The organism is Pseudomonas sp. UBA1879, assembly GCF_002338065.1.
In the GTDB taxonomy this organism is placed as follows: Bacteria; Pseudomonadota; Gammaproteobacteria; order Pseudomonadales; family Pseudomonadaceae; genus Aquipseudomonas.
The window spans coordinates 682,365-705,293 of sequence record NZ_DDHJ01000004.1 but is presented as its reverse complement, the minus strand read 5'-3'; the positions used below and the strand labels follow the sequence as shown (position 1 = coordinate 705,293).

General features: G+C 60.4%; 18 protein-coding genes. 13 read left to right on the top strand and 5 right to left on the bottom strand.

The window, feature by feature from the left end:
• The first annotated feature begins 175 nt into the window (after window positions 1-175).
• The gene (locus tag B3N48_RS06390; RefSeq protein WP_296180850.1) at window positions 176-1,465 is read left to right on the top strand and encodes a M18 family aminopeptidase; all 1,290 of its coding nucleotides are present in this window, start codon (window positions 176-178) and stop codon (window positions 1,463-1,465) included.
• Window positions 1,466-1,680: 215 nt separating this feature from the next.
• Entirely contained in the window at window positions 1,681-3,828 is a 2,148-nt protein-coding gene (locus tag B3N48_RS06385) for a mechanosensitive ion channel family protein (RefSeq protein ID WP_296181637.1), read from the top strand.
• A 274-nt stretch (window positions 3,829-4,102) separates the two neighbouring features.
• Here the strand turns inward: B3N48_RS06385 and B3N48_RS06380 are convergent, their stop codons facing one another.
• Window positions 4,103-5,005 (bottom strand): glycine betaine ABC transporter substrate-binding protein, encoded by a 903-nt coding sequence (locus B3N48_RS06380; RefSeq protein ID WP_296180847.1) that lies wholly within the window; start codon window positions 5,003-5,005, stop codon window positions 4,103-4,105.
• Between the two features lie 218 nt (window positions 5,006-5,223).
• On the opposite strand from B3N48_RS06380, the gene B3N48_RS06375 reads away from it, so the two are divergent.
• Window positions 5,224-7,260, top strand: coding sequence for an NADH:flavin oxidoreductase (locus B3N48_RS06375; RefSeq protein WP_296180844.1), 2,037 nt, complete (start codon window positions 5,224-5,226; stop codon window positions 7,258-7,260).
• A 161-nt stretch (window positions 7,261-7,421) separates the two neighbouring features.
• On the opposite strand, the gene B3N48_RS06370 is transcribed toward B3N48_RS06375, so the two are convergent.
• Both B3N48_RS06370 and B3N48_RS06365 read right to left on the bottom strand, forming a co-directional pair.
• Window positions 7,422-8,201 carry a pyrroline-5-carboxylate reductase family protein gene (locus B3N48_RS06370; protein ID WP_296180842.1) on the bottom strand — a complete coding sequence of 260 codons (780 nt, stop codon included), beginning with the start codon at window positions 8,199-8,201 and terminating at the stop codon, window positions 7,422-7,424.
• Complete coding sequence (locus tag B3N48_RS06365; protein ID WP_296180839.1) at window positions 8,191-8,895, bottom strand: TetR/AcrR family transcriptional regulator; 705 nt, start codon at window positions 8,893-8,895, stop codon at window positions 8,191-8,193. Before B3N48_RS06365 ends, B3N48_RS06370 begins: the two co-directional genes overlap by 11 nt.
• 114 nt (window positions 8,896-9,009) lie before the next feature.
• Here B3N48_RS06365 and B3N48_RS06360 point away from each other — a divergent pair, with 114 nt between their 5' ends.
• The 3 genes from B3N48_RS06360 to B3N48_RS06350 all read left to right on the top strand — a co-directional run bounded on the left by B3N48_RS06360 (window position 9,010) and on the right by B3N48_RS06350 (window position 12,677).
• On the top strand, window positions 9,010-9,966 hold the full coding sequence (locus B3N48_RS06360; protein WP_296180836.1) for a LysR substrate-binding domain-containing protein: 957 nt from the start codon (window positions 9,010-9,012) through the stop codon (window positions 9,964-9,966).
• Between the two features lie 302 nt (window positions 9,967-10,268).
• On the top strand, window positions 10,269-11,525 hold the full coding sequence (locus B3N48_RS06355; RefSeq protein WP_296180834.1) for an aromatic ring-hydroxylating oxygenase subunit alpha: 1,257 nt from the start codon (window positions 10,269-10,271) through the stop codon (window positions 11,523-11,525).
• A gap of 9 nt (window positions 11,526-11,534) precedes the next feature.
• A complete protein-coding gene (locus B3N48_RS06350; protein ID WP_296180833.1) occupies window positions 11,535-12,677 on the top strand; it encodes a hybrid-cluster NAD(P)-dependent oxidoreductase in 1,143 nt (380 codons plus the stop codon).
• Window positions 12,678-12,847: 170 nt separating this feature from the next.
• Here the strand turns inward: B3N48_RS06350 and B3N48_RS06345 are convergent, their stop codons facing one another.
• Window positions 12,848-13,567, bottom strand: a complete 720-nt coding sequence (locus B3N48_RS06345) for a UTRA domain-containing protein (RefSeq protein ID WP_296180831.1) — start codon at window positions 13,565-13,567, stop codon at window positions 12,848-12,850.
• A 383-nt stretch (window positions 13,568-13,950) separates the two neighbouring features.
• Here B3N48_RS06345 and B3N48_RS06340 point away from each other — a divergent pair, with 383 nt between their 5' ends.
• The 6 genes from B3N48_RS06340 to B3N48_RS06315 all read left to right on the top strand — a co-directional run bounded on the left by B3N48_RS06340 (window position 13,951) and on the right by B3N48_RS06315 (window position 19,420).
• The gene (locus B3N48_RS06340) at window positions 13,951-15,018 is read left to right on the top strand and encodes an ABC transporter substrate-binding protein (protein ID WP_296180828.1); all 1,068 of its coding nucleotides are present in this window, start codon (window positions 13,951-13,953) and stop codon (window positions 15,016-15,018) included.
• Window positions 15,019-15,220: 202 nt separating this feature from the next.
• Window positions 15,221-16,027, top strand: coding sequence for an alkaline phosphatase family protein (locus tag B3N48_RS06335; RefSeq protein WP_296180825.1), 807 nt, complete (start codon window positions 15,221-15,223; stop codon window positions 16,025-16,027).
• A gap of 53 nt (window positions 16,028-16,080) precedes the next feature.
• Window positions 16,081-16,866 carry an ABC transporter permease gene (locus B3N48_RS06330; protein WP_296181633.1) on the top strand — a complete coding sequence of 262 codons (786 nt, stop codon included), beginning with the start codon at window positions 16,081-16,083 and terminating at the stop codon, window positions 16,864-16,866.
• Window positions 16,853-17,650, top strand: a complete 798-nt coding sequence (locus tag B3N48_RS06325) for an ABC transporter permease (RefSeq protein ID WP_296180824.1) — start codon at window positions 16,853-16,855, stop codon at window positions 17,648-17,650. Before B3N48_RS06330 ends, B3N48_RS06325 begins: the two co-directional genes overlap by 14 nt.
• A 1-nt stretch (window position 17,651) precedes the next feature.
• Window positions 17,652-18,641: an ABC transporter ATP-binding protein gene (locus B3N48_RS06320; RefSeq protein WP_296180822.1), complete on the top strand. Its 990-nt coding sequence runs from the start codon at window positions 17,652-17,654 to the stop codon at window positions 18,639-18,641.
• 125 nt (window positions 18,642-18,766) lie between these two features.
• Complete coding sequence (locus B3N48_RS06315) at window positions 18,767-19,420, top strand: HAD family hydrolase (protein ID WP_296180819.1); 654 nt, start codon at window positions 18,767-18,769, stop codon at window positions 19,418-19,420.
• 147 nt (window positions 19,421-19,567) lie between these two features.
• Here B3N48_RS06315 and B3N48_RS06310 read toward each other — a convergent pair whose 3' ends face one another.
• Window positions 19,568-20,530 carry an NAD(P)H-quinone oxidoreductase gene (locus B3N48_RS06310; protein ID WP_296180815.1) on the bottom strand — a complete coding sequence of 321 codons (963 nt, stop codon included), beginning with the start codon at window positions 20,528-20,530 and terminating at the stop codon, window positions 19,568-19,570.
• A gap of 219 nt (window positions 20,531-20,749) precedes the next feature.
• On the opposite strand from B3N48_RS06310, the gene B3N48_RS06305 reads away from it, so the two are divergent.
• Window positions 20,750-22,831: a carboxy terminal-processing peptidase gene (locus B3N48_RS06305; protein WP_296180811.1), complete on the top strand. Its 2,082-nt coding sequence runs from the start codon at window positions 20,750-20,752 to the stop codon at window positions 22,829-22,831.
• The last annotated feature ends 98 nt before the right edge of the window (window positions 22,832-22,929 follow it).

The window sequence follows — 22,929 nt, the reverse complement described above, 5'->3', positions numbered from 1 at the left end:
AGGCTTTTCAAGGCGGTCAAGGAGAACTGTCAGACTGCGGCACGTTTGGACAAATGTGGGAGCCGGCTTGCTGGCGAAAGGCCCGTAGGGCATTGATGTAGCGGTCTCAAGCGAATGAATTCGCCCCCACCGACGTTGGCCTGTAAACTCCCGCCATTGCTGTCTGGAGTAACTTATGCGCGAAGAGTTGAACCAAGGCCTGATCGATTTTCTCAAGGCTTCTCCCACCCCGTTTCACGCCACCGCAAGCCTGGTGCAACGTCTCGAAGGCGCGGGCTATCAGCGTCTCGACGAGCGCGAACCCTGGTACACCGAAGCCGGTGGCCGCTACTACGTCACCCGTAACGATTCCTCCATCGTCGCCTTCAAATTGGGTCGTCTATCACCGTTGACCAGCGGCATTCGCCTGGTCGGTGCCCATACGGACAGCCCGTGCCTGCGGGTCAAACCCCAGCCAGAATTGCAGCGCCAGGGTTTCTGGCAGTTGGGCGTCGAAGTCTATGGCGGCGCGTTGCTGGCCCCGTGGTTCGACCGTGACCTCTCGCTTGCGGGGCGTGTCACCTTCCGTCGCGACGGCAAAGTCGAAAGCCAGTTGATCGACTTCAAGCTGCCCATCGCGATCATCCCCAACCTGGCGATCCACCTCAACCGCACCGCCAACGAAGGCTGGCAGATCAACCCGCAGAACGAATTGCCGCCGATCCTCGCCCAAGTGGCCGGCGATGAGCGCGCCGATTTCCGCGCCCTGCTGACCGATCAACTCGCCCGCGAACACGGCCTGAATGCCGACGTTGTCCTCGATTACGAGCTGAGTTTCTATGACACCCAAAGCGCCGCGGTCATTGGCCTGAACGGCGACTTCATCGCCGGCGCGCGGCTGGACAACCTGCTGTCGTGCTTCGCCGGTCTGCAAGCGTTGCTCAACGCCGATGGCGAAGAGACGTGCGTGCTGGTTTGCACCGACCACGAAGAAGTCGGTTCGACGTCCGCCTGCGGCGCCGATGGCCCGATGCTGGAGCAAGTGCTGCAACGTCTGATGCCGGAGGGCGATGACTACGTGCGCACGGTGCAGAAATCGCTGCTGATTTCCGCTGACAACGCCCACGGTGTGCACCCGAACTACGCTGAGAAGCACGACGGCAACCATGGCCCGAAACTCAATGCAGGCCCGGTGATCAAGGTCAACAGCAACCAGCGCTATGCCACCAACAGCGAAACCGCCGGTTTCTTCCGCCATCTGTGCATGGCCGAGGAAGTGCCGGTGCAGAGCTTCGTGGTGCGCAGCGACATGGCCTGTGGCTCGACCATCGGCCCGATCACTGCCGCTCATCTGGGCGTGCGCACCGTGGACATCGGCCTGCCGACCTTCGCCATGCACTCGATCCGCGAGCTGGCAGGAAGTCAGGATCTGGCGCATCTGGTCAAAGTGCTGACTGCGTTTTATGCGAGTGCCGAGTTGCCTTAACGCCACTACGCGGGCGCTGCCCGACCAGATGGTGAATGCCTGTTGTGGGAGCCGGCTTGCTGGCGAAGGTGGAGTATCAGTCGGTTCATCTGTCACTGATCCACCGCTTTCGCCAGCAAGCCGGCTCCCACAATGTGATCAACGACCCGTCCCCAATCGAGGTTGATGACCCGGTGACTGCCCCTTCCCGTTCTTTCCTGCCCCCACTGTTGCTGATGTTGCTGATGGCGCTGTTCCCCGTCGCGCTGACCCACGCCGCCGGGTTGCCGAGCCTGCTGGGCGGCGGCCAGAAAGCCCAGCCACAAGCCCAGGAACCCTTGGGCCAGTCCCTCGATGAGGTGATCACCTCGCTGGAAAACGATCAGCAGCGCAGCAAGTTGCTGGATGATCTGAAGAAGCTACGCGACGCCACCAAGAAAGCCCAACCCACGGTCGAGCAAGGCGTGCTGGGTTTGATCGGCAGTACGCTGCATGACTTCGAGAAACAGTTCACCGGCGACGACAGCCCTCTTAGCCGTTGGGGCGACGAAGTGGCGCTCGCCGAACAGGAGCTGATGGACCTGCTGCTGCCGGCCAATCAGTGGTGGCCGATCATCTTCAGCTTCGCTGTGGTGATTGCGTTGTGGAGTTTGCTCGCGGCCGCGCTGATCTGGCTCAGCCATCGCGTGCGGGTGCGCTTCGGGTTGTCGGAAGAGCTGCCGCAACACCCGCGTCCGACCGACATGCTGCGCTTTGCACTGCGCAAATTGGGCCCGTGGCTGATTGCGCTGGTCATCACGGTTTACCTGAGCTATTCCCTGCCGCCGTCGCTGGGCCGTGATCTGGCGATGGTGCTGGCCTACGCGCTGGTGGTCGGCACGCTGTTTTCAGCGATCTGCGTGATTGCTTTTTCCCTGCTCGACGGCCCTCACCGCCACAAAGCGCTGTATATCCTGCGCCACCAGGCGTTCCGGCCGCTGTGGTGGATCGGCAGCTTTGCCGCTTTCGGCGAAGCGCTGAGTGATCCGCGACTGGTGGCCAGCCTCGGCGTGCACCTTGCCCACACGGCCGCGACCCTCGCCAATGTCATGGCGGCGATTTCGACCGGATTGTTCATCGTCCGCTTCCGTCGGCCCATCGCGCATCTGATCCGCAACCAGCCGCTGTCTCGCCGCCTGAAACGCCGCGCCTTGAGCGACACCATCGAGATCCTCGGCAGCTTCTGGTATCTCCCCGCGCTGGTGCTGGTGGGCGTATCGCTGTTTGCCACGTTCTTTTCCGCGGGCGACACCAGCACCGCGCTGCGCCAATCGCTGATCTGCACGGTGTTGCTGGTCCTGTGCATGGTCATCAATGGCCTGGTGCGGCGTCATTCACAGAAACCGGCCCACGGTCACAAACGCCACGCGCTGTATTCGGAGCGGCTGAAAAGCTTCTTCTATATGGTGGCGCACCTGCTGGTCTGGCTGCTGTTCATCGAATTGGGGCTGCGGGTGTGGGGCTTGTCGCTGATTCGCTTTTCCGAAGGTGACGGCCATGACATCAGCGTGCGCGTCATCGGTCTGGCGACTACGCTGATCTTCGCCTGGCTGGTATGGATTCTTGCCGACACCGCGATTCATCACGCCCTCACCCGCTCGCGCAAAGGCCTGGCCAATGCGCGCGCGCAGACGATGATGCCGCTGATCCGCAACGTGCTGTTCGTCACGATTTTCATCATTGCGGTGATCGTCGCGCTGGCGAACATGGGCATGAACGTGACGCCGCTGCTGGCCGGTGCCGGTGTGATCGGTCTGGCCATCGGTTTCGGGGCGCAGTCACTGGTCGCGGACCTGATCACCGGCCTGTTCATCATCATTGAGGACTCGCTGGCAATCGACGATTACGTGGACGTCGGCGGGCACCTGGGCACTGTCGAAGGCCTGACCATTCGCACCGTGCGCCTGCGGGACATCGACGGCATCGTTCACACGATCCCGTTCAGTGAGATCAAGAGTATCCAGAACTACTCGCGGGAGTTCGGCTACGCGATCTTCCGCATCGCCATTCCGTCGAACATGAACATTGACGACGCCTTGAAGATGATTCGAGACGTCGGCCAGAAAATGCGCACCGACCCGCTGCAACGCCGCAACATCTGGTCGCCGCTGGAGATCCAGGGGGTAGAGAGTTTCGAGTCCGGCAACGCCATCCTGCGAGCGCGTTTCAAGACCGCGCCGATCAAGCAATGGGAAGTGTCGCGAGCGTTCAACCTGTCGCTGAAGCGCTATCTGGATGAGGCGGGCATGGACCTGGCGACGCCGCGCCTGAATGTGCAGGTGAATACCAGTGGCGGGAGCGTCAGCGGTTTTCCCGGGAAGAAGGATGGCGCATCCGGCAGCTGATGCCATGCCTGCCTGTAGGAGTGAGCTCGCGATGCGTTCGCCCAACCCCTTTGGGACTGACAAATAGCTATCGCGAGCAAGCTCACTCCTACAGACCCGGTTCAGTGACACCAGGACAGCAACCCGGGCCATCAATGGTCAAGCTCCAACGTAAACAGCCATGAAAAACACGAAACCCCTGTAGCAGTCCGGCTCGCCAGCGACATCCGTGTGGTCGCTGCCGCCGACAAGTCGGACTGCTGCAGGGGTTTCGTGTTTGAGGTTGAACGTCAGATCAAGGCGTGGCCGAGGCCGTGGTGTTGTCCTTGAACATCGCCGCAAAGCTTTGCTTGTGGGCCGCGTAATAGTCGGCGGTGACCTTCTCGGCCGAGCTCGCACGCGCGTCGAGCATCATCTTTTGCAGGTCGTCCTTGGGGATCGAATAGTGGGCGAAGAACTGCGCCACTTTCGGGTATTGATCACTGAACCCCTTGCGCGCGAAGGCGTGGATCTGCTCCGCGCCGCCGAACAAGTGCTCAGGGTCATCCAGGTAACGCAGAGGGTATTTGGAGAACATCCAGTGCGGGCTCCAGGCGTTGACCAATGACCATTTGCCCCGTTTGAGGTTGCGGTCCAGCTCGCTCAACATGCCGCTTTCCGAAGACGCCACCATTTTGTAGCCGACGATTTTCTTGTCGTTGAGCACCTTTTCGGTGAGCTTGTACTGCCCGTTGCCCACTTCGGACGTCAGGATTTTGCCGTCGAACTTCTCGCTGATGCCCGGTTTGTTCAGGTCCGCCAGGCTGGAGACTTCGCTGGCCGGCACGATGTCCGGCACCGCCATGCCGATCCGCCCTTCATACAGCACGCCCAAATCTTCGATCTTGTCCTTGTACTTGTCGTAGAAGGCCTTGTGGGTGCCCGGCAGCCAGACCATCGGAATCATGTCGATGTTGCCGTTGGCCATGGCCTGAAACTGGATGCCGATGTCGGCCATGACCAATTTCACCGGCTGCTTGAGCTGATCTTCCAGCACCAGCGTCGCCAGTTTGACGGTGATCTCGGTGTCCGACCAGTTGACCCAGCCGATGCGCACCGGCGGCTGATCGGCGGCGTGGCTGAACAGACTCACAGTCGTCAAGGCGACCCCTGCTAACCAACCAATACTTTTTTTCTTATACGGCGAATAAGCAACCATCGTGCATCTCCCCTGTTGTGTATGGGTGTAACTGGGTGTGGCAGTGAAGAGAGTGAATCGCGCCAGTCTTTGGCCAGCTGTTGCGCCGATCTTATCCACACACGGAGTGGGGTAGCAAGCGAAATGTACACCAGCGTCACCATCGATTGACACACATGTACATTTCACATACGTTCGCGTCAAACCACGCCTGATGTTCCTCCCAGGAGCGCACCACCATGTCCAGCGATCCTCTGCTGCAGCCCTATAAGATCAAAAACCTGACCCTGCGCAACCGCATCATCACCACCTCCCACGAACCGGCGTACCCGGTGGATGGCATGCCCAAGGACCTGTATCGCGCTTACCACGTGGAACGGGCCAAGGCCGGTGTGGCATTGACCATGACCGCAGGGTCGGCGGCGGTGTCCCGCGACAGCCCGCCGGTGTTCAACAACGTGTTGGCGTACAAGGATGAAGTGGTCGGCTGGCTCAAGGACCTGACCGACGAATGCCACGAACACGGCGCGGCGGTGATGATTCAGCTGACCCACCTCGGTCGGCGCACCCGCTGGGACAAGGCCGACTGGCTGCCTGTGGTGTCGCCTTCCCATCGGCGCGAAGCCTCTCACCGCTCCTTCCCCAAGAAGCTGGAAGACTGGGACATTCAGCGCATCATCAAGGATTACGTCGACGCCGCCGAACGCATGAAAGCCGCAGGGATGGATGGCCTTGAGCTTCAGGCGTACGGCCACTTGATGGACCAGTTCTGGTCGCCACTGACCAACGACCTGGACGGCGACTACGGCGGTTCGCTGGACAATCGCCTGCGTTTCACCTTCGACATCCTGCGCGGCATTCGCCAGCAATGCGGCGAAGACTTCCTGCTCGGCGTGCGCTACACCGGCGACGAGGATTTGCCAGGTGGCTTCGGCGCTGCAGACGGCATCGAGATTTCAAAACGCCTGAAAGACAGCGGCCTGGTGGATTTCCTCAACGTGGTCAAAGGCCACATCGACACCGACGCCGGGCTGACCGACGTGATCCCGATCCAGGGCATGCGCAACTCGCCGCACCTGGATTTCGCCGGCGAGATTCGCGCTGCCACGGGCTTTCCGACCTTCCACGCCGCGAAGATTCCCGACGTCGCCACGGCGCGCCATGCGATTGCCTCCGGCAAAGTCGACATGGTGGGCATGACCCGCGCCCACATGACCGACCCGCATATCGTGCGCAAGATCATCGAGAAGCGCGAAGAAGAGATTCGTCCCTGCGTCGGCGCCAACTATTGCCTGGACCGCATTTATCAGGGCGGCGCCGCGTACTGCATTCACAACGCGGCGACCGGTCGCGAAACCACCATGCCCCATGAGATTCCCAAGGCAGCGGTCAAACGCAAGGTCGTGGTCATTGGCGCAGGCCCCGGTGGGTTGGAAGCGGCGCGGGTCGCCGGTGAGCGCGGGCACGACGTGACGGTGCTGGAAGCGGCGGATCGACCGGGCGGACAGATTCGCCTGACGTCACTCAGCGAACGTCGTCGCGAGATGATCAGCATCATCGACTGGCGCATGGCCCAATGCGAGCGGCTGGGAGTGAAGTTCCAGTTCAACACCTGGGCCGAAGGGCAAACGGTGCTGGACCTGGAGCCGGACGTGGTCATCGTCGCCACCGGCGGCCTGCCCGACACCGAGGTGCTGAAGGAAGGCAACGAACTGGTGGTCTCGGCCTGGGACATCATTTCCGGCGACGTCAAACCGGGCAAGAACGTGCTGATTTTCGACGACGCGGGTGACCATGCAGCATTACAGGCCGCCGAAGTCATCGCCCAGAGCGGTGCGCGTCTGGAGGTTGTAACCCCGGACCGCTCGTTCTCGCCGGAAGTCATGGCCATGAACCTGGTGCCCTACATGCGCAGCCTGCAGGACCTGGACGTGGTGTTCACCGTGACCTATCGCGTAGAAGCCGTGCAGCGCCGCGACGGCAAACTCGCCGCGATCTTCGGCAGCGACTACGGGAGGGTCAACAAGGAGCGCATCGTCGACCAGGTGGTGATCAACCACGGCACCCTGCCGATGGACGAGCTGTATTTCGAGCTGCGCCCGCTGTCGAGCAATGAAGGGGCGGTGGAACAGCATGATCTGATCGCCGGGAAAGCGCAGAACCTGGTGACCAACCCTGAGGGACGTTTCCAGCTGTTCCGGATTGGCGATGCGGTCGCGGCGCGCAATACCCATGCGGCGATTTATGATGCGTTGCGGTTGGTGAAGGATTTGTAGGAGGCAATGGATCAAACACGATCCGCTGTGGGAGTCAGCCTGCTCACGAAGGTGGAAGGTCAGGCAATAAGAGGCTGAATGATCTGGCCTCTTCGTGAGCATGCTCACTCCCACAGCGTTGTGCCACCTTGATGGTTAACAGCCAGACGTCCCGGCGCCGATCACATCCCCTTACGTGCCACGTCGGCGCCGGCCTGCACCGCGCGCCCAATCTGCTCCCCAAACCCCGCATCAATCAGGCTCTGCAACGCCGCCGCCGTGACGCCCTTATACGCCACCAGCGAATCAATCATGGCTTGAGGATCATGATTGGCCAGCAACTGACTCGCCGACACCACCACTCCTCTCGCGGCCTGCCGTGCAACTTCTTCTGGAATGCCTGCGCTAACGGCGTGCCGTGTCAGCGCCGTCATCAAAAGGGCGGGAAACGCAGGTCCTGTGCCCGACAGCGCGCTGAGGTAATCGATGCCCTCCTCCGTCGGCACCCGGCTGGCTGTGCCCACGCATTCGAACAGCCCTTGAATGAACGCCACATCGGCGTCGTTCAAACCCTGAGCGCAATGCCATGGCGTGAACGACTGGCGAATTTCAATCGCAGCGTTGGGCATCGCGCGCACAACGACGCAAGCCCCGGTGGCTGAACGGATCGCCCGAGACGTAACCCCCGCCATCAACGAGATCACCTGCTTGCCCGACGTTTGAATGTTCAGCGCCTTGAATTGCTCGGGGCGCACGGACAGGATCACCACATCGCTGGCGTCCACCAACGCCTGATTGTCGGCCATCACCTGCGCCCCAGTGCCCGCCAGCGGGTGACGCCCGGAGCGGTTCGAGACGATCAATTGATCCGCAGGGATGAACCCGGTCTCGAGCAGCGCTCGCGCGAGGCCGCCACCCAACCACCCGGTGCCGCCGATAATGCCGATGCGCTCATTTGCCATGTACGGTCTCTTCGAAGGTCTCGGCCAGCGGCACGAACTCGCCCGGTTCTTTTTCGGCGTAACCGAAGGCGCCATAGAAACGGTCCAGCTCGCGGCGTTTCGGGGCCTTGCCGGTGAAGATCGCCACGTAATGCGGGATGCGTCGGAAACGCTCGGTGATGTCTTCGTTGGTCTTCATCGAGATATAACCGATCTGCGTCAGATAAATCGTCCGCGCGCGTGTGTCAGCGGCGTCGGCGTCGTAGCCGAAACGTCGGAACATGGCGGCCAAGGCGCTGATGCGTGCGTCGTCCGCAGCGGCAATTTCTGACGCGACTTCTTCGGACTGCAACGCCCAGCTGCGCACGGCGAACTCGAATTGCGAATCGAACAGCGCGGGGTTCAGCCAGCACTCGAAGACATTGAGGATCGCTTCGGTGATGTTTTCCGCGTAGCTTTCGGACTGCTTGACCATGCCGCCGGTGTTGTTGTCCTTCCAGCGGGCCAGCAAGGCGGCGAGCAGTTGTTCGCGGTCCTGAAAGAACCAGTAGAAGCTGGTGCGCGAGAGGTTCAGACGCTTGGCCAGCGGCATGACGCGCACCGCGTCCACACCGGACTCCTTCAAGGCATCGTAAGCGGCTTCCAGCCATCCTTCGGGCGACCCACGCCATCCGGAGTCCTGGGTTTTGCCTCGTTCCTTGCCTGATACCGACATCGGATGTCGCCTTTGTTCGATTATGAGTGAATGAACTGTACGCCCCCGCTCGTTTGATGTACATCCGTGTACATTCGAGCGACGCTCTGTCAATCGACCGCATTTGGCGCGCCCATGCAGTCCGACTCACCCCCTCAAAACGCGCTGGAAAAGGAAGCGCCATCGATGAAGGTCAAAGGCTATCGCCGCCTGATCCCGTCGATGACGGCACTGTTGGTGTTCGAGGCTGTGGCCCGGCTTAGCAGCTTCACCCTTGCGGCGCAGGAACTGGGGGTCACGCAGGCGGCGGTCAGCAAGCAGATTCGTTTTCTGGAAGAAACCCTCGGCACCCGACTGTTCCATCGCCTGCACCGGGCGATCAAGCTGACCAGCGAGGGCTACACGCTGTTTTCGGTGACCTCTGAATCCCTGCAACGGGTCGCCGGGGTGTTCGACAAAATCCACGAAGGTATCAGCGAGCAGGAAATCGTCCTCGCCAGCACTGCCGCGTTTTCGCAACTGCGGATTCTGCCGCGACTGGGCGCGTTGCGACGGGAGCAACCGAACCTGCACCTGCGGCTGGTCACCCACATGCTGACCCCGGATCTGCGCAGCGACGATATTGACTTGGCCGTACGTTACGGCGACGGCAAATGGGATGACGGCACGTCGATCTTCCTGCTCGACGAAGAGGTATTTCCGGTGTGTTCGCCGGGCTGGTTGGCGACCCACACCGCGCCGGTCTCGGCGGAAGACTTCATGCATGTGGAGCTGATCGATTCCGACGCCACGCTGGAAGGCTGGATGACCTGGAACGGCTGGTTCAAGGCCCTGGGTGACGAACGTCCTCGCCTCAAATACGCCCTGCGGTGCAGTTCGTACACCGACACCATTCAGGCCGCGTTGCAGGGACACGGCGTGGCACTGGGCTGGAACAGGCTGCTGGAACCGTTGCTGGCGCGAGGGGAGTTGGTGCGGCTGACGTCCTATGTGGTCAGACCCAAGGATGCCTATTACGTGGTTGTGCCGAATGGGCGCAAGGCCACGCCGCTGGTGCAGGGGTTGGTCAACTGGTTACGTGACGGATCTTGAGGATGCGGCAGAACCATCTGGCGCACCTTGCACTGTGGGAGCCGGCTTGCTGGCGAAAGCGGTGAATCAGTCACCAACGATGTCGCTGATCCAGCGTATTCGCCAGCGAGCCGGCTTCCACAATTTCAGAGCACCTAACGCTAACCGCTCTGTAGACGTCCAAAAGAGTCGGCGCCCTGATCTCCCATAACTTCCAGCTATGCGAACGTGAAAATATAGCGCGTTGACGCCTTTTTCGGCCCTCTCGATACTGGGCCCATCGATCACATCCCCTATAAGACCCCGCCTTTTGAGGTGCAGCCATGAGCATTGCCGCCGTCGATTTTCATCGCCAGTTAGTTGCCACGCGAACGCCCGGTCATGGCATGAACGGCGCGTTGTTCGGGCGTGAAGATATCTTTGAAAACGATGTGCATATCTTCTTCAACCAACACTGGATATTGGTCGGCGTGACCGCGGACATTCCCGAACCGGGCGATGTTTCAACCATCGACATTGGCAAATCTTCAATCCTGCTGGTGCGCGACGACGACGAGCAGATACAGGCATTTCGTAATGTCTGCCGCCATCGCGGGGCGCGGTTGAAACCGGCGGGCAAGTCCACGGTGGGCATGTTGGTCTGCCCTTATCACCAATGGACATACGACCTGGACGGCAGCCTCAAACATGCCGCGCACATGGGCAAAGACTTCAATGCCAATTGCAGAAGTCTGATTCCCGTTCATACCCAAGTGGTCGGCGCACATATATTCGTGTGTCTAGGTGAACACCCGCCGGAAGACATTGCGCACCTTGAACAAACCATGAACCCGCGATTCGCGCCGTACAACATGACCCACAGCAAAATTGCCCATGAATCGGAAATCATCGAAAACGGCAATTGGAAACTCGTGATCGAGAATAATCGCGAGTGTTATCACTGCGCGGGCACTCACCCGGAACTCACCGCTTCATTCCTGCCAGAAGACTTCGGCTTTTGCGCCGATGGGCTGAGTGAAGAATCCCTTAAAGCGCTGGACGAATACGAACAGCGCAACGCCGCCGCGAAAAAAAGCTGGGAGGACGAAGGCTTCATCTGCGACACCGTCGAGCATCTGGACGTGGACGCCGTGACGCAATTTCGTACGCAGCGTTTGGTGATCGCTGGCAATGGCGAATCGCAAACCCTCGACACCCGCGTCGCCTGCACCAAGCTGTTTGGCGATTTGTCCCGCCGCGATCTGGGCGATGTGCACCTGTGGACCCACAACTCCTGGACCCACGTCATGAGCGATCACGCGGTGATTGCCTACATCATTCCGCTGGAGCCGGGCAAAACCCTGGTGCGCACCAAATGGCTGGTCAACGCCGATGCCGTCGAAGGCGTGGATTACCACGTCGACAAGCTGGTTGAGGTGTGGAATGCCACCAACCAGCAAGACGCGAATCTGGTGGCGATCACCCACAGCGGCACCCAAGACCCCGCGTACTCACCCGGCCCGTTTTCAGCGTTTACCGAATCCTACGTCGATCAGTTTTCACGCTGGTACGCCGCGCGGCTTGCGGCCCACGGTGTGTGAGGAATGATCATGACACGATTCGAGACTTTGCCTACCCAGCTCGGTAACGCGTCTTCCCGGCAGCGCTTTACCGACGTAGACACCTGGAGCGCGTATGGCGCGCAGTGGAACAGCGGCGAGCAGAAAGCCCTGCTGTGCTGCGATGTGCGCGACGAAACCCATGACGTCAAGACCTTCAGCTTTCGTTGCCCTGACTTCAACGCGCTGAGTTTCGAGCCGGGTCAGTTCATCACGATTGCACCGGTCATCGAGGGTCAGACCCTCGCCCGTTGCTACACGCTGTCATCATCGCCGACGCGGCCCTTCTCGTTTTCGATCACGGTCAAACGGGTGCTGAGCGGGGTGGTGTCGAATTGGCTGCATGACAACCTGCGGGCGGGCGACACCCTTAGCGCGTCAGGGCCGGCAGGCAGTTTCACCCCGGTCGGCCATCCTGCCACCAAGTTGCTGTACCTGTCGGCGGGCTCGGGGGTCACACCCTTGATGTCCATGACCCGCGCGGGTTTTGACCTGTCGGCGCATCTGGACATCACCTTCGTCCACAACGCGCGCACGCCTGCCGATATCGTGTTCCACGATGAACTCAACCGCCTGCAGGCGCTGATGCCCGGCCTGCGGGTGCTGAATGTGTGCGAGGGCTTAGGGGCTGATGTGGGCTGGCAGGGGCCGCTCGGGCGCTTGAGCCTGGAGTTATTGAGCGAGGCCGTGCCGGATTTCAGAGACCGCGAAATTTTCACCTGTGGGCCGAAGGGCTACATGGATGCGGTGAAGACGCTGTTGAAAAACGGCGGCTTCGATTTCGCCCATTATCACGAAGAGAGCTTCGACATTACGGCGTTGGTGGAAGCGCCGTTGATCGAAGCCGCGCCAAGTGTCGAGCAGGGGGAGAAGCGGTTCACCGTCACTCTGTCCCGCTCCGGCAAGACCTTCAGCATGCCCGCCACGCAGACCGTGTTGTCGGCCGCGAAAAAGGCCGGCGCCATCGTGCCGTCATCGTGCAGCCAAGGCGTGTGCGGCACCTGCAAGACGGCGCTCTTGCACGGCACCGTGGACATGAAGCACAACGGCGGGATTCGTCAGCGCGAGATCGACAAAGGCCTGCGACTGTTGTGCTGCAGCAAGCCGACGTCGGATCTGGTGATTGATTTGTAGGTCATCGAAACGACACAGCACGACCCGCAATTGATATCCCCGTGGGAGCCGGCTTGCTGGCGAAAGCGGTGGGTCAGTCACCAACGATGTCGCTGATCCACCGTATTCGCCAGCAAGCCGGCTCCCACCGCCTACGGCCAGAAGCGGAGTTGCGCTGTTCATCAATGCCCCTACAACTCCCCCACCACCGCGCTCACGTGGATCGCATCGTGCCGCCAATACTCCAGGTCGCAATCGATCAGCCTTCCGCGCTGGTCATGGTTGACCCTGGCAATCCGCAAGCCGGGGCTGCCGATCGACACCTTCAACGCCGCGGCGGCTTCAACAGGTAATGCCGTCGGCACCATCTCGAAACGCACTTGGCCGTAACGAATGTCGTAATGGCGGGCGTAGAGTTCGGTCAGCGACTGGTTCAGATCGAAGTCGAGCATCTGCGGGAAGTAATCGGGGTTCAGGTAGTGCTCGACGTACAAAACCAGTCGCTCGTCGATGCGGCGAGCGCGGCAGATCTGGATCACGCTGGATAACGCGGGCAACTGCAGCAACCCGCAGATCGCCGCTGACGCAGGTTGCAGTCGCGCCGAGATCACTTGCGTCGCAGGCACACGACCTTGAGCTTTGACCATCGCGTGAAAATGGCTGCGGCGCATCAAGTCATAGGCCAGACGCGGCGGCGAGATGAACCAGCCCCGACGCTCTTCGCGATAGATCAGCCCTTGGGCCTCCAGTTGCACCAAGGCCTCGCGCAGGGTGATTCGCGTGGTGTCGAACACTTCGCTCAGCTTGCGTTCGGCAGGCAATTTACTGCCGGGGGGCAACAGACCGTGTTCGATCTGCTCCTGCAAGGCATTGCAAATGGTCGTCACCGCTCGAGGCACATCTTGGCGCATTGCGTTACCCATCTGGACTAGACCAGCGCTATTCGGGGGCACGGCGTACCGCTCGAAAGCCCGTTAATGTGCATCAAAGCCTAGGCAGGCTAGATGACTGTTCCGTGACATTCCAGCGCGATCCGCTCTGAAATCCTGGCCTTTACGCGGCATTAATCTTTTCGGATCAGCCACTTGGCCATGGTCTACGCTTATGTCGCGGCCGTGCCCATTGACTGTCGTCACTCAAGCAAAAGGCGGTCCAGACACGAAAGTGTCATGTGACTCGCCTAACTTGGCTCAGGTATTGCTGACCTAGACCAAACTCAAAGACCTACCCACCCGCAACCTCCCTTCACCGACCCTGTCCCAATGAGGTCGAGAAGTGACCAAAGGAGCTTCGAATGAAACACCTTTTGCTGGCATCACTCCTGGGTTCGGCCATCGCGCTGAGCACATCGGCCATGGCCGCGGAAACTGACCTCAAGACCCTCGAAGCCGCGGCCAAGACCGAAGGCGCGATCAACAGTGTGGGCATGCCCGATGACTGGGCGAACTGGAAAGGCACCTGGACCGACCTGACCGCCAAGTACGGTCTGGTGCACATGGACACCGATATGAGCTCGGCGCAAGAAGTCGCCAAATTCGATGCAGAGAAAGACAACGCCAGCGCCGACATCGGTGACGTGGGTGCCGCGTTCGGCCCCATTGCCGTCGCCAAGGGCGTGACCCAGCCCTACAAACCGACCACCTGGGATCAGGTTCCGGACTGGGCGAAGGATAAGGAAGGCCACTGGGCATTGGCCTACACCGGCACCATCGCCTTTATCGTCAACAAGAAACTGCTGCACGGTTCCGACGTGCCGACCTCCTGGGCTGACCTGAAAACCGGCAAGTACAAAGTCACCATTGGCGACGTCAGCACCGCGGCTCAAGCAGCCAACGGCGTACTGGCTGCCGCCATCGCCATGAAAGGCGACGAAACCAACATCGCGCCGGGCCTGCAGTTGTTCACTGAACTGGCCAAGCAGAAGCGCCTGGGCATCAACAACCCGTCCATCCAAACGCTGGAAAAAGGCGAAGTGGAAGTGGGCGTGGTGTGGGACTTCAACGGCCTGAGCTACAAGGCCAAGATGACCAACCCGGATGATTACGTGGTGCTGATCCCTTCCGATGGCTCGGTGATTTCCGGTTACACCACCATCATCAACAAATACGCCAAACACCCGAATGCGGCCAAGCTGGCGCGTGAGTACATCTTCAGCGACGCTGGCCAGATCAACCTGGCCAACGGCAATGCGCGTCCGATCCGTGCCGAACACCTGAAGCTGCCGCCGGAAGTTCAGGCCAAGCTGCTGCCGAACGAGCAGTACAAGAACGTGACCCCGATCAAGAACCCGGACGCCTGGGAAAAAACCTCCAAAGCCCTGCCACAGCAGTGGAACGAGCAGGTCATCGTCGAGATGCAGTAAGCCCCCCCGTTGGCGCTTCAGGGACGAAGCGCCATGTGTAATGCCACACATCCCCTGTAGGAGTGAGCTTGCTCGCGATGCGGTTAGTCCAGACACCTCAACCGAGCCTGACCCACCGAGATCGCGAGCAAGCTCACTCCTACAGAAGATCGGTGTCAGGTCTGCCATAGAAATACAGAACCCAAGCCCCCACGGAGCGCGCATGAAACACAACGTCATCCTCATCCTGCTGGACGGCCTGAGTTACAGCGTCGCGCAGCATGCCATGGGGCATTTGCTGGCTTACCGAAACGCGGGCCGGGCCGCTTTGTACAAGCTCGAATGCGAGTTGCCCGCCCTGTCCCGCCCTCTTTATGAATGCATCCTGACCGGCGTGGCGCCGATCGACAGCGGCATCGTGCACAACCACGTTTCGCGTTTGTCCAACCAGCGCAGCGTCTTTCACTACGCCGCCGCCGCCGGGCTGAGCACTGCCGCCGCGGCCTACCACTGGGTCAGCGAGCTGTACAACCGCAGCCCCTTCATTGCCTCACGTGATCGCCACACCGATGACGTTGATCTGCCCATTCAGCACGGTCACTTCTACTACGTCGATCACTACCCCGATTCCCACCTGTTCGACGATGCCGAGCATCTGCGAACCGCGCACCAGCCGGATTTCCTGTTCATCCACCCGATGAACATCGACGACGCCGGGCACAAGCACGGCCTCGACACCCCGCAATACCGCAACAGCGCGCGCTCGGCGGACATCATCCTCGCCGAATACCTGCAACGCTGGCTCGACGCGGGTTACCAGGTGCTGGTGACCGCCGACCATGGCATGAACAACGACCGCTCCCACAACGGCATCCTGCCCGAAGAGCGCGAGGTGCCGCTGTTCGTCATCGGCGACGCGTTCAGCCTCGACCCCGGGGCGCAACCGAAACAGACCGAGATTTGCGGCACGGTCTGCGAGCTGCTCGGCGTGCCCCACGACAAACCCGTCTGCAGAGAGGTGCTCAAGTGAGTTCACAGCGTCGCGGCAAATGGCTGGGGCTGTTGTGCCTGGTGCCGTTTGCGATGTTCTTCATCGCGTTTCAGATCGCGCCGCTGGCGTGGGTCGCGATCAACAGCCTGCATTCGGACGCCGGCTGGGGCATCGATAACTTCGTCAAAGCCTTCAATTCGCGCTTCTACCGGCAGGCCATGCAATACAGCCTGGAGATCAGTTTCTGGTCGAGCCTGATCGGCATCGTCATCGCGATCCTCGGCAGTTATTCACTGCGCAAAGTCCCCTCGCGGTTGCGGGACTTCGTCAGCGCCTTCGCCAACATGACCAGCAACTTCTCCGGCGTGCCACTGGCATTCGCCTTCATCATTCTGCTGGGCTTCAACGGCGCGCTGACGCTGATCCTCAAGCAGGCCGGGATCATCGATGACTTCAACCTGTATTCGAAGACCGGCCTGATCATCCTCTACACCTACTTCCAGATTCCCCTCGGCGTGTTGCTGCTGTACCCGGCGTTCGACGCGCTGCGGGACGACTGGCGCGAATCGGCCTCGTTACTCGGCGCCAGCGGCTGGGATTTCTGGCGGCACATTGGGATTCCGGTGCTGACCCCTGCCCTGCTCGGCACCTTCGTGATTTTGCTGGCCAATGCCCTCGGCGCCTACGCGACCGTCTACGCATTGACCACCGGCAACTTCAACGTGCTGCCGATCCGCATCGCTGCGATGGTGGCCGGCGACATCACCCTCGACCCGAACATGGCCAGCGCCCTGGCGATGATTCTGGTGGGCATGATGACCCTCGTGACCGTCGTTCATCAGTGGCTGTTGAAGAGGAGCTACCATGTCTCGCGCTGAACGCGGCCCGGTCGGGCTTTACCACCGCGTGGTGGTGTACATCCTGTTTCTATTGCTGCTGGCGCCGTTGCTGGGCACGTTCGTCTATTCGATCGCCACCAGTTGGTCGGCGACCATTCTGCCTGCGGGCTTTACCTATAAATGGTACGTGGCGCTGTGGAGCGACCCGCGCTTTCTGATGGCCTTCGCTCAGTCGCTGCTGGTCTGCGTCGGCGCGCTGATATTGTCAGTGGTGCTGATCCTGCCGCTGCTGTTCGTGGTGCATTACCACTTCCCGAAACTCGACGCGCTGATGAACATCCTCATCCTGCTGCCCTTTGCGGTGCCACCGGTGGTGTCATCGGTGGGACTGTTGCAGCTCTACGGCTCGGGCCCGCTGGCGATGGTCGGCACGCCGTGGATTCTGATCGGTTGCTACTTCACCGTGGCCCTGCCGTTCATGTACCGGGCGATCACCAACAACCTGCAAGCGATCAATCTCGTGGACCTGATGGACGCCGCGCAACTGCTCGGCGCCAACACGTTCCAGGCGGCGTTTCTGGTGGTGCTGCCCAACCTGCGCAAGGGCCTGATGATCGCCCTGCTGCTGTCGTTCTCGTTCCTGTTCGGCGAGTTCGTGTTTGCCAACCTGCTGGTCGGCACGCGGTACGAGACGTTGCAGGTGTACCTCAACAACATGCGCAACAGCAGCGGCCACTTCAACAGCGCGCTGGTGATTTCCTATTTCCTCTTCGTATTGCTGCTGACCTGGGCGGCCAATCGACTGAACAAGGACAAAGACTGACATGAGCTTCGTCACTGTCGAAAACCTGCAAAAGAACTACGCCAGCACCGCTGTGTTCAGCGACATCAACTGCGTAATCAACCAAGGCGAATTCGTCACCCTGCTCGGCCCGTCCGGCTGCGGCAAATCCACGCTACTGCGCTGTATCGCCGGACTGACCTCAGTCACCCGCGGCAAGATCTTTCTCGACGGCAAGAACATCGTCCCGGTCTCGCCGCAGAAGCGCGGCATCGGCATGGTGTTCCAGAGCTACGCGCTGTTTCCGAACATGAACGTGGAGCAGAACGTCGCGTTCGGCTTGCGCATGCAAAAGGTCAGCGCCGACGAAACCCGGCAGCGCGTGGCGGAGGTCTTGAAATTGGTTGAGCTGAACGAACTGGCCAAGCGGTATCCGCACCAGATGTCGGGCGGCCAGTGCCAACGTGTGGCGTTGGCGCGCTCGCTGGTGACCCGCCCTCGCCTGTTGCTGCTCGATGAGCCGCTGTCGGCACTGGATGCGCGGATTCGCAAACACCTGCGCGAACAGATCCGCGCGATCCAGCAGGAACTGGGCCTGACCACGATTTTCGTGACCCACGATCAGGAAGAAGCGCTGACCATGTCCGACCGGATTTTCCTGATGAATCAGGGCCGGATCGTGCAAAGCGGCGACGCCGAAACCCTGTACACCGCGCCGGTCGATGCATTCGCCGCAGGCTTTATCGGCAACTACAACCTGTTGGAGCCCGACGACGCCAGCCGCCTGATGCAACGACCGATCAACAGCCGCGTGGCGATTCGTCCGGAGGCCATTCAACTCAGCCTCACCGGCGCGCTGGAAGGCGAAGTGCGCAGCCACAGTTTGCTGGGCAACGTGATTCGCTATCGCGTCGAGGCGCGTGGGGTGGAATTGGTGGTCGACGTCCTCAACCGCTCCGCCGCCGACTTGCACCCGAACGGCCGCCGCGTCACCCTGAACATCGAAGCGTCGGCGCTCTGCGAAGTGGCGTAGTCACCAAAGCGCCACCTATCTCACGTGTGGGAGCCGGCTTGCTGGCTCCCACAGGGAATTTGCGCAAGACCTGCAAAAGCGTGCATCCCACAGATCGCGCAGCATTGGATAAAGAGGACAACACCATGGCACTGGCCATCTTCGACCTGGACGAAACCCTCATTCACGGCGACTGCGCCAGCCTGTGGAGCGAGCAAATGGGGCGTCTGGGCTGGGTCGATCCCGAGTCGTTCATGAAGAAAGACCATGAACTGATGGAGGCCTACAGCAAAGGCGATCTGGCGATGGAGGACTACATGGCCTTCAGCCTGGAACCCATGATCGGCCGCACGCCCGAAGAAGTGGATTTTCTAATCGGCCCGTGGGTCGAGGACTGCATCGAACCGATCATTTTCAGCGACGCCACCAAAGCCATCGCCGAACACCGCGCCAACGGCGACCGCATCCTGATCATCTCCGCTTCAGGCGTGCATCTGGTGAAAGCCATCGCCGAACGCATTGGCGTGGACGAGGTGCTGGCCATCGATCTGGAGATCGCCCACGGCGTCTACAGCGGTAAGACCGAAGGGGTACTGACCTACCGAGAAGGCAAGATCACGCGGTTGATGGAGTGGCTGGATCAGGAAGGCGAAAATCTGGAAGGCGCGAGTTTCTATTCTGATTCGCGCAATGACCTGCCGCTGTTGCAAAAAGTGGATTTCCCCCAGGTGGTCAATCCCGACCCGGTGCTCAAAGAAGCAGCAGAAAAGGCCGGGTGGCCGATTCACAGCTGGAAATGACGACTGCGCTCACTTGAGCGCACATTCTCCGGTTGGAGTGAGCTTGCTCACGAACGCGCCGGCCCAAGCATTAGATAGCGCCTGGGCTAACGCTTTCGCGAGCAAGCTCGCTCCCACAGCTGTTCGTGTCATTGGCCAGCGTTGGCGTCAGACCAGACTCGGATCAATCACCAACACCACCTTCCCCGACACCTGATTGGTCGCCAGTTCCGCGTAGGCCTCTTCAGCCTCCGAGATCGGAAAGGTCCGCGCCAGTTGAGGCTTGAGACGCCCTTCGGTAAACAGCGGCCAGACGTGTTGCCCCAGATCGGCGAGCAGGTCAGCTTTGAACTGATCGTCGCGGCTGCGAAGGGTGGAACCCAAAATGTGAATGCGCTTGCTCAACACCTGAGCGAAATCCAGCTCGGCCTTGCGTCCGCCCATCAGACCGATCAGCACCAGACGCCCGTCGTTTGCCAGCACCTTCAGGTTCAGCGCCGCGTAGTTCGCGCCCACCGGATCCAGGATCACGTTGAACGGTCCGAGGTCACTGAGGCCGTCCAGGCTTTCGCTGCGGATCACCCCACCCTGCGCTCCAAGGTCTTCACAATATTTCAGACGCTCGGCCGACCCCACACTCACCCAACACGGGCTGCCGAACGCCTTGCACAGCTGAATGGCAGCTGAACCAACGCCACTTGCTCCGGCGTGCAACAAGACTTTTTCGCCCGGCTTCACACTGGCCAGCTGAAACAGGTTGAGCCACGCCGTTGCATAGACTTCGGGAATGCCCGCTGCTTCGTGCAGCGACAAACCCGCAGGGACCGGCAACACATGCCGCGCGTCGACCACGACTTCTTCGGCCATTGCACCGCCTGCCACCAGCGCACAGACGCGGTCTCCCACGGTCCAGGACGTGCCCGGGCCCACTTCGGCGATCACCCCGGAACACTCCATCCCCAGGATTTCCGTAACGCCCGGAGGTGGCGGGTACAGACCTGCGCGCTGCAACAGATCGGCCCGATTGAGCCCCGCCGCTGCGACCTTTATGCGAACCTGGCCCACATCGAGCGTCGGTGACGGTTGTTCAACCCATTCCACATGACCTTCAACGCCTTGCAATGCTTTCACGGTGCCTCCATAGTGAGTCTTGACTGAGCTCGATGGCCACGTGGCCATTCGGGCTTTTTGCATTATGCGACCGGGTTTCGCATCAGGTTGTGTGAAGACGCCACGCGCGACGGCAAGAAAAGGCAGCCGAACGCAGTGGTTTTCACGGAGCCTGTAGGGAACCGGCGACCTCAAAGACGGCCTAATATGCGTTATCAATTGTCCCCGCGTCGAATCAGCATGAAGCATTTTTTACCCAGCACCACCCTTGCATTCCTCATTGGCCTGGCTGCGCTGCCAATGTCGGCCAGTTCGTTCGCAGCCAACAGCTGGGATAATCTTCAGCCTGATCGCGATGAAGTCATCGCCAGTTTGAATGTCGTGGAGCTGCTTAAACGCCACCACTACAGCAAGCCGCCGCTGGACGACAAACGCTCGGAAATCATCTATCAGAGCTACCTGAAACTTCTCGATCCTGCGCGCAGCTACTTCCTCGCCAGCGACATCGCCGAGTTCGACAAATGGCGCTTCCAGTTCGACGACTTCCTCAAGAGCGGCGATCTGAACCCGGGATTCACTATCTATAAACGCTATCTGGACCGCATCAAGTCGCGCCTGGATTTTGCGCTGGCCCAACTGGATAAAGGCGTCGACAAGATCGACCTGACCACCCACGAAACGTTGCTGGTTGATCGCAAAGACGCGCCATGGCCGAAAAACGAGGCCGAACTCGACGACCTGTGGCGCAAGCGCGTCAAGGATGAAGTCCTGCGCTTGAAGATCGCCGGCAAAGACCCGGCGAAGATTCAGGAAACCCTGACCAAGCGCTACAAGAACCAACTGGCGCGCCTCGGTCAGACCCGCAGCGAAGACATCTTCCAGGCGTACCTCAACACCTTCGCCATGTCCTACGACCCGCACACCAATTATCTGTCGCCCGACAGTGCGGAAAACTTCGACATCAACATGAGTCTGTCGCTGGAAGGCATCGGCGCCGTCCTGCAAAGCGACAACGACAACGTGAAGATCGTGCGCCTGGTGCCAGCAGGCCCGGCGGCGAAGACCAAGCAGGTCGCGACGGCTGACAAGATCATCGGCGTTGCCCAGGGCGACAAAGAGATGGTCGACGTGATCGGCTGGCGTCTGGACGAAGTGGTCAAGCTGATTCGTGGTCCGAAGGGCTCCGTGGTGCGCCTGGAAATCGTCCCGGCCAGCAATGCGCCGAACGACCAGACCACCAAGATCGTGTCGATCACCCGCGAAGCCGTGAAGCTCGAAGAGCAGGCAGCCAAGAAATCGATCCTGCACCTGAATCAGAACGGCAAGGATTACAAACTGGGCGTCATCGAGATTCCTGCCTTCTATCTGGACTTCAAGGCCTACCGTGCCGGGGATCCTGAGTACAAGAGCACGACCCGCGACGTGAAGAAACTGCTGACCGAATTGCAGTCCGAGAAAGTCGACGGTGTGGTCATTGACCTGCGTAACAACGGCGGCGGTTCGTTGCAGGAAGCCACCGAACTGACCAGCCTGTTCATCGACAAAGGCCCGACGGTGCTGGTGCGTAACGCCGACGGTAAGGTCGACGTGCTGGAAGATGAAAACAGCGGCGCGTTCTATAAAGGCCCGATGGCGTTGTTGGTCAATCGCCTCTCGGCCTCGGCGTCGGAGATTTTCGCCGGCGCCATGCAGGACTATCACCGCGCGTTGATCATCGGCGGTCAGACGTTCGGCAAGGGCACCGTGCAGACCATTCAGCCGCTGAACCACGGCGAACTGAAACTGACACTGGCCAAGTTCTACCGGGTCTCCGGGCAGAGCACGCAGCACCAGGGCGTCCTGCCGGACATCGCTTACCCGTCGATCATCGACACCAAGGAAATCGGCGAAAGTGCGCTGCCGGAAGCGATGACCTACGACACCATCAAGCCTGCGATCAAGCCGGCGGTGGACCCGTTCAAACCGTTCCTGGCCCAGCTGCAATCGCGTCACGATGAACGGTCTGCAAAAGACGCTGAGTTCGTGTTCGTCGAACAGAAACTGGCGCTGGCGAAAAAGCTGATGAGCGAGAAGACCGTCAGCCTCAACGAAGCGGAACGTCGCACCGAGCATGCGGACATCGACGCCAAACAGCTGGCGATGGAAAACACCCGTCGCAAGGCCAAAGGTGAAGAACCGCTCAAGGAGCTGAAAAAAGAAGACGAGGACGCACTGCCGGTGGACGACGACAAGACCAAACCGGAAGACGATGCGTACCTGGCGGAGACCGGCCGGATTCTCCTCGACTACCTGGGTCTGAGCGGTTCTGTGGCAAAGAAATGAGTCGGTGGTGCGGTGCGGCCTCGTTTCTGGCCTGGTCACCCCCGCGCCCCTGTGGGAGCCGGCTTGCTGGCGAAAGCGTTGGATCAGTTGTAGATGCG